General features: G+C 57.6%; 1 protein-coding gene. It reads right to left on the reverse strand.

The features are described from left to right. Positions 1-203: SDR family NAD(P)-dependent oxidoreductase (locus tag CWC28_RS21340; protein WP_138625756.1), on the reverse strand; the 203-nt coding region annotated here is incomplete at both ends.

The raw sequence follows: 203 nt of genomic DNA on the forward strand, positions 1-203 counted from the left end.
GCCCTCGGAGAAACTGGTCCAGGCAGCCCCCGGGCGAATGCAGGTCACACCGATGCTATCTGCCTGACACTCCAGCCTGAGATCACGGGTAAAGCGTTCCACAGCTGCCTTGGTAGCAGCATAAATGGAGAGATGAGCCATTTCGTCGTAGTGCCAGGCGCTGGCTGAGGAAATATTGATAATGCGCGGGTTTGCTTCCCCCC

Source organism: Pseudoalteromonas sp. S4492, from assembly GCF_005886115.1.
GTDB classification, from domain to species: domain Bacteria; phylum Pseudomonadota; class Gammaproteobacteria; order Enterobacterales; family Alteromonadaceae; genus Pseudoalteromonas; species Pseudoalteromonas gelatinilytica.